Source organism: Candidatus Propionivibrio aalborgensis, assembly GCF_900089945.1.
GTDB lineage: Bacteria > Pseudomonadota > Gammaproteobacteria > Burkholderiales > Rhodocyclaceae > Propionivibrio > Propionivibrio aalborgensis.
Genome location: NZ_FLQY01000078.1, coordinates 1 through 6,469 on the forward strand (window position 1 = coordinate 1; position 6,469 = coordinate 6,469).

Below are 6,469 nucleotides of genomic sequence, written 5' to 3' on the forward strand. Positions count from 1 at the left end.
ACCGCGCTCACATTCGGCATCATCACGAATCCTTTTTCGTCAGCGGCAGGATTTCGCGGGTCATAGACCATGCGTCCCGGGCTGGCATCCTCGACGACCTGCTTGACGCGCACGCCCTGTCCGGCTTGTCCATTCATCGGTGTCGCTTCAAATACAACCTGTTTGGCGCGATAAGGCTTGCCATCCGGGCCAGCGATACTGTCGGCGTTGGCGAGATTGCTGGCCACCGCATTGAGGCGCATTGCTTGCGCCGTCAAGGCACTGCCGGCAATATGGAACACATTGAATACGCTCATGATTTCTACCCTTGTATTGCCGACATCAACGTTTTGATCTTGCCCGTGATAAAAGTCAAACCCGCGTCATAATGAATAGCGTTCTCGGAAAAATTTGCCCGCTCCAAATCCATATCCACAGTATTTCCATCGGCGCTGTCTTGCGGTGGAGTGCGATACTGGAGACGCACAGGACCTGAATTCGAAGTGCCTTGCAGATGACGATCAGACGTTGCAACAAGCTGCAACCCGGCCCCCGAACCGCGTCCGGCGACAGCATTCCTGAGGGCCGTCGAAAAATCGAAGTCCCGCGCCTTGTAGTGAGGCGTATCGGCGTTGGCAATGTTGCCGGCCAGAATCTGTTGCCGGTGGGCACGCAGGCCAAGTGCGACCTGCTGAAATTCAAGCGCGTTGTCTAATTTGCTGACCACGATGACTCCTGCTTATTTGACAATCAATCAGAGCTAAGCAATTCTTGCGCCATAGAGTGAAGCCCTCGTTGGCAGGCATCTTCCGGCCAATATCGCCCCCTCCTGACAAACAATCGGCAAATTTTGCCGGGCGGTTGTACAAGGCGATGATCGGCCACCCACGGATTGCTTCGCTATCCTGCTGTGATCAGGCAAAATAGCGCCATGAACTTCTTATGTACGCATCGGCTGCTGCGCCACTTCTGCGCAATCTCTTGTCTACTGTTTCTGGCTCCGTTGCTGTCGCATGCACAGACCCCCCAGCTCTACAGCGCGGTGGAAGACTACTTGCGAACGCAAACAAAGGGCCTGCCCGGCAAATCCACTTACAGCATTGGGCAACTTGATCGCCGCACCGAGTTATCGCCCTGCAATGCGTTCGAACCGTTCCTGCCGTCAGGCAGCAGGCTATGGGGCAAGGCAACTGTAGGCGTTCGCTGCCTGGGCCCGTCGAATTGGACGATCTATCTTCCGGTACAGGTAAACGTTACCGGCAACTACTTGATCTCAACGCGGGCGATGCCTGCCGGATACGTAGTCGGTGCAACAGACGTTGTTGTCCGCAGTGGCGATCTGAGCAGGTTGCCCGTAAACGTCGTCACTGATCAGACACAGGCTATCGGCAAGATAGTGAAGAATGGATTCTCCGCCGGCCAGCCAGTTCGTGGTGATCTGTTGGTCGACCCATGGGCGGTCCAGCAGGGGCAAAATGTCAGAACCGTCTCAAACGGCCCTGGTTTCAGCGTCAGCAGTGAAGGCAAGGCTCTCAACAATGCGATCGCGGGTCAAGTGGTTCAGGTCCGCACCGCCTCCGGTCAGACGGTTAGCGGCATCGCCCGGCCCGGAGGAATAGTTGAAGTTTCTCATTGAGCCAAAGAGTTGGTTTAACGGCAGCTTTTCACTCCATTACCGCCGGCATTGCTCCAGACAAGCCTAATGACGCCGTGAATTGGTGCTAAAGTTTCATCGGTTGGAGCCGTTAGTTCGCCTGAGTAGAATACTTTTTTGAGGCATCATCATGAAGATCGAGAGCAGTACCAAGCCCGCTGTTGCGCCACGTGTCAATGAACCGCATGGGCATTCCAGCAGCAAAGCAGCGTCGGTAGCGAACGATGACGTCAAGTTAAGTTTTGTTTCCGCGCAGTTAAGCACCACGGATGATCAGCCGCCCTTCGACGCGACCCGTGTGTCGGAAATCAAGCAGGCCATCTCGGATGGTCGTTTCGCGATCAATGCTGGCGCCATCGCCGACCGCTTGATTGCCTCCGCCAAGGAACTTGTGGACAACCAGCGGCAGGCCTGACTTTGGCTATTACTGTGACGGCCCCAACGACCGCCTTTCAGCAGACTTTGGATGCCGAGGCTAAGGCCGTTCAGCAGTTTATTGGTCTGCTTCAGCTTGAGCAGACTGCGCTAAGCACCGGGAAAACCGATGAATTGCCCGCCCTGATAGACAAAAAAGCGGGCCTTGCCGCTCGTTTGAACGCTCTCGCTGCACAGCGCAACCAATCGCTTGCCGAGCAGGGATTTGCCGCCGACCTCGTTGGCGTGGAATCCTGGTGCGCAAAAAATCCGCAAGAAAAAAACGTTCTTGACGCATGGCAACGGATTCTGTCTCTGGCCAGCGAAGCCCGTGAGTTGAATCGGCTCAATGGTGAATTGATACAGATGCGTATGCAATACAATGCCAAGGCTTTGGAAGCCCTGCAGGGCGGCAAAGATTCCTTTGATCTCTACGGCCCAGACGGGCAATCGAAATCGCCGAGCAAAAGGCGCATTTCCGACGCTGTGTGATCCCCGTAATTTATGGCTGCGATACCGGCCGCGATTCGAGATCGACCTCTTTGCCTTTCTCTGGATCAGCCGAGTCGATAAGAATCGTCACCCGGCGGTTGCGCGCCCGACCGTCAGCCAGAAGGTTCGGCTCTACGGGGCGCGTATCGGCGTAGCCGATCGCGGTCAATCTATCAGGCACCACGCCGGAATCAACGAACAGTCGCAGAACTGTCGTTGCACGCACCGCTGAGAGTTCCCAATTGGAGGGAAACTGTAGCGTATTGATCGGTACGTTGTCAGTATGACCTTCAATGGTAATCGGGAAGTCAGTGGGCGCCAGTACGTCCGCAATCGCGCCCATGGCCTTGACCAAAGCAGGCTGCAAAAGCGCCTGCCCCGGTGAGAATAGAATGCTGTCGTTGATCTCGATCGTCACTCCACGGCTTGTTTCGATCACTCGCACCTTGCCCTGCTCGATAAGTGGTGCCATGACTTCCAGAATGTCCTGGGCGACATTTCGCATCTTATCGCGTCGCTTTTGTTTCACCGCCTCCTGCGCCCTCTCCGCCGCTCTCGGTTTTTGAATTACCGGTATCGGCGGCGTCAATGTTACTGGCAGCGGCGACGAACTATTGACTTGCACGTTGCGAAAGGCGCTCGACATTGAATCGCTCAGAATACGATACTTCCCCTCATTGACCGTTGAAAGCGCATACATCACCACAAAGAACGCAAACAGCAGAGTAATGAAATCCGCATACGAAACCAGCCAGCGCTCGTGGTTATCGTGCTCTTCTTCGTGTTTGCGGCGTGCCATAAGCTAAAAAATGTAACCCTTGAGACGGCTTTCGATGATCCGAGGATTGTCCCCGTTGGCAATACCAACTAGGCCATCGACAATCATCTCGCGCTGGACTATCAGGCGACCGATATGCGCCTTGAGTTTGTTGGCTATCGGCAGAAATACCAGATTGGCTAGCCCCACGCCATAGATGGTAGCGACAAACGCAACCGCGATCCCGGCACCCAGTTTGGATGGATCGGAAAGATTTTCCATGACGTGGATCAGACCCAGCACAGCGCCCAGAATGCCGATGGTCGGCGAGTAGCCTCCCGCGGCTTCCCATATTCTTGCCGACAGTTTCATTTCCACTTCAAACGTGCTGATGTCGACCTCAAGTACCTCGCGCAAACGCTCCGGCTCGGCCCCATCGACCAGCAATTGCAGGCCCTTGCGCGAAAAATCATCTTTCAGTTGATTGATCACGCCTTCCAGCGCCAACAAGCCCTCACGGCGGGAAACCTGGCTCCAGTTGGATATCTGCTTGATCAATTGCTGGTGGTCCACGACCGGCGGATACCACACCCATCGAACCATCCGCATTCCGCGCATAAAGGTTGCGTAGGGACTCTGCAGCATGACTGCACCCATCGTACCGCCAAGCACGATCAGCAGCGCCGTCGGCTGCGAGAGCGATGCGATATGGCCGCCCTCGAGTAGCTGACCGCCAACGATCGCCACAATACCGAACAGCAATCCGAGAACGCTGATCTTATCCATTCTTCTGGGCCTTCTTCCTGAGGCCCGTATCGCCAAAAATCCGTGCACGCAACCTGGCTACAGCCTGACTATGCAACTGGCAGACACGTGATTCTGTGACACCCATGACCTCCCCGATCTCGCGCAGGTTGAGATCCTGTTCGTAATAGAGTGCCATCATCAATTTTTCACGCTCGGGCAGCAACTCGATACCCTGCACCAGTGATTTGCGCAGACTCTCGTCCTCCAGAATCCGTGACGGTTCGTTCGAGTCGTCAGACAAATGCCGTTCGAGAAAATCCTCATTGCCATCATCGATCATATCCTCGAAGGAAATAAGTTGATGCCCTCGTGCATCCTGTAGCATCTTTTGGTATTCGGCAAGTGCCATGCCGAGCGTTTCGGCTAGCTCCGACTCGCTTGGCGTACGCCCGTACTCCTGTTCGAGTTGGGAAATGGCGACTTCAATGCGACGAAAATCCCGCCGCAAACTGCGCGGCAACCAGTCATTCTCGCGCAAACCATCCAGCATGGCACCGCGCACCCGCTGGGCAGCATAGGTTTCAAACTGCGCCCCCATTCCTGCCTCAAAGCGATTGATGGCATCCAGCAAACCCATCATGCCATTCTGGATCAGATCGTCGACCTGAACACTTGAAGGCAATCGGGCCATCAGATGATAGGCGATGCGCTTAACGAGCGGAGCGAAGCGCTGTATCAACTGATCCTTGTCGATCTGCCCAGCAGCGTTATACATGTGTTGGTGGCGTCAAGCGTAAATCGCTATCGGATCGATCTGCTTGCTCAGGTGTAATAGCTGTTGCACGAATTCTTCGAGTCCGCCGGGCTCCTCGCCGGACGACGGCCAGGTGAGCAGATCACTGGCAATCGTTCGATACGCCCTTGCGGCAGGGGAGTCGGGAAAGAGGCCATCGACAGGCTGGGACAGGTGCGATGCCTGGCGCAAGCACTCGTCCAGAAGCACGTAACCGGTGTATTCAAGGCGCGCCAGGCCGCGACTGCGAGCAAGCTTGGAAATATTGCCATAAATCGACTTGGCTTCATCCAGACTGCGCACCTTATTCACCAGGATCCGGAAGTTCTTGCGCGCGTAGCCCAAACTGACTTTCTTGATCAGTGCATAAGCATCGGTAATTGACGAACCGGTAGGCGAAATAACCACCACCGTATCGTGCGCGGCTAGGCCAAGCGGGGAAAAGCCAAGCGGATGGTCAAGGGAGGCGTCCACCAGAATCACATCCGCCTGACGCTCCATGCCAGTGATGCTCTCCAAAAAAGATTCTTGTTGCGCAAGGCTCAATCTCCCGAGTTTCGTCACCGCACGCGCTGCCGGCAAGACTCGAATGCCAGGCGCCACCGTTAAAATCGCCTCGGAAAGCGCCCGCTCTCGATTGATTACATGGAGGAGGTCGTGGCGCGCGAGCGCTCCGAAACAGGACGCGACATTCTTCTTTGTATTCTCGTCCAGAACCAGGACTTCCTTGCCTTGGCGAGCCAGGGCAGCGGCGAGGTTGGCTACCAGTATGCTTTTTCCAACGCCGACACTACCAGCCGCAAAAGTGACGATGCGCGGCGGCTTTCGGCTAAAAAGCCGCCGCAGACCAGCAGCCTGGTCCCTGTGAGCCTCAACCACGACGGCCTCCGGCGGCAACCATGCCGGAACCGGCACTGGCCATCATCAGGCCCGGCTCGAGGCCGCCCAAGCGATGCGGCGAAGCTTCCGGCACATCCTTGAAAGCACGGTGCAATAGATAGGCACGATTGGGCAGATGCAGATCTTCTGGCACGCGCTGCCCATTCGAGACGTAGTGCAGCCGCAAACCGTGACGGATAATGACATCGATCGCCGATGCGATCCCTGCCGCCTCGTCGACCTTGCTCAAAATGCATCCGGCAAGGTCTGGGCCGCTATAAGCGCGCACTACGTCGTCGAGGGTGTCTCCACGCCCCGTGGCGGAAAGCAGCAGCAGACGTTTGACATTGCTGTTTTCAAACATCGCCACCTGTTCACCAACCATTCTGTCACGCTGACTCATGCCCATCGTATCGACAAGTATCATGTGCTTGTGTTGAAGATCGGACAGCGTCTGGCTCAACTCTTCAGCGTCTTTTACCAGATGCACCGACACACCGAGAATGCGACCATAAATCCGCAGTTGTTCGTGAGCCCCGATTCGGTAACCATCCGTCGTGACCAGCGCCACTTTGCTCGCTCCGTGACGCAGAACGCAGCGGGCCGCAAGCTTGGCGGTAGTCGTCGTTTTGCCGACACCGGTCGGGCCAACCAGTGCGTAGATTCCGCCACGGTCGACGATATCGTTCTTGGGTGCGATGGTCAGCAAGGAACGATCAGCACCGACCTTAACCCAAGCCAGTGCCTTCGCCGC

The 6,469-nt window shown here is 56.0% G+C and carries 10 protein-coding genes; 3 read left to right on the forward strand and 7 right to left on the reverse strand.

Going from position 1 to position 6,469, the window contains the following annotated elements:
• Together flgC and flgB are read right to left on the reverse strand one after the other, a co-directional pair.
• Positions 1-296 (reverse strand): flagellar basal body rod protein FlgC (gene flgC, locus PROAA_RS05070; protein WP_186410302.1); only part of this gene is annotated, 296 nt, incomplete at its 3' end.
• Positions 297-301: 5 nt separating this feature from the next.
• Positions 302-706 carry a flagellar basal body rod protein FlgB gene (flgB, locus tag PROAA_RS05075; protein WP_186410303.1) on the reverse strand — a complete coding sequence of 135 codons (405 nt, stop codon included), beginning with the start codon at positions 704-706 and terminating at the stop codon, positions 302-304.
• A gap of 204 nt (positions 707-910) precedes the next feature.
• Here flgB and flgA point away from each other — a divergent pair, with 204 nt between their 5' ends.
• The 3 genes from flgA to PROAA_RS05090 all read left to right on the forward strand — a co-directional run bounded on the left by flgA (position 911) and on the right by PROAA_RS05090 (position 2,539).
• Positions 911-1,615 carry a flagellar basal body P-ring formation chaperone FlgA gene (flgA, locus tag PROAA_RS05080; protein WP_186410304.1) on the forward strand — a complete coding sequence of 235 codons (705 nt, stop codon included), beginning with the start codon at positions 911-913 and terminating at the stop codon, positions 1,613-1,615.
• A 148-nt stretch (positions 1,616-1,763) separates the two neighbouring features.
• Positions 1,764-2,048: a flagellar biosynthesis anti-sigma factor FlgM gene (flgM, locus tag PROAA_RS05085; protein WP_186410305.1), complete on the forward strand. Its 285-nt coding sequence runs from the start codon at positions 1,764-1,766 to the stop codon at positions 2,046-2,048.
• A gap of 14 nt (positions 2,049-2,062) precedes the next feature.
• The gene (locus PROAA_RS05090; protein ID WP_186410306.1) at positions 2,063-2,539 is read left to right on the forward strand and encodes a flagella synthesis protein FlgN; all 477 of its coding nucleotides are present in this window, start codon (positions 2,063-2,065) and stop codon (positions 2,537-2,539) included.
• Positions 2,540-2,549: 10 nt separating this feature from the next.
• Here the strand turns inward: PROAA_RS05090 and motD are convergent, their stop codons facing one another.
• The 5 genes from motD to PROAA_RS05115 all read right to left on the reverse strand — a co-directional run.
• The gene (gene motD, locus PROAA_RS05095; RefSeq protein WP_186410307.1) at positions 2,550-3,338 is read right to left on the reverse strand and encodes a flagellar motor protein MotD; all 789 of its coding nucleotides are present in this window, start codon (positions 3,336-3,338) and stop codon (positions 2,550-2,552) included.
• A 3-nt stretch (positions 3,339-3,341) separates the two neighbouring features.
• A complete protein-coding gene (locus PROAA_RS05100) occupies positions 3,342-4,082 on the reverse strand; it encodes a flagellar motor protein (protein WP_186410308.1) in 741 nt (246 codons plus the stop codon).
• Positions 4,075-4,818: an RNA polymerase sigma factor FliA gene (locus PROAA_RS05105; protein ID WP_186410309.1), complete on the reverse strand. Its 744-nt coding sequence runs from the start codon at positions 4,816-4,818 to the stop codon at positions 4,075-4,077. The genes PROAA_RS05100 and PROAA_RS05105 overlap by 8 nt, the downstream gene beginning before the upstream one ends.
• Positions 4,819-4,830: 12 nt before the next feature.
• Positions 4,831-5,715, reverse strand: a complete 885-nt coding sequence (locus PROAA_RS05110; RefSeq protein ID WP_186410310.1) for a MinD/ParA family ATP-binding protein — start codon at positions 5,713-5,715, stop codon at positions 4,831-4,833.
• Positions 5,708-6,469 (reverse strand): flagellar biosynthesis protein FlhF (locus tag PROAA_RS05115; RefSeq protein ID WP_483771104.1); only part of this gene is annotated, 762 nt, incomplete at its 5' end. The genes PROAA_RS05115 and PROAA_RS05110, both read right to left, overlap by 8 nt.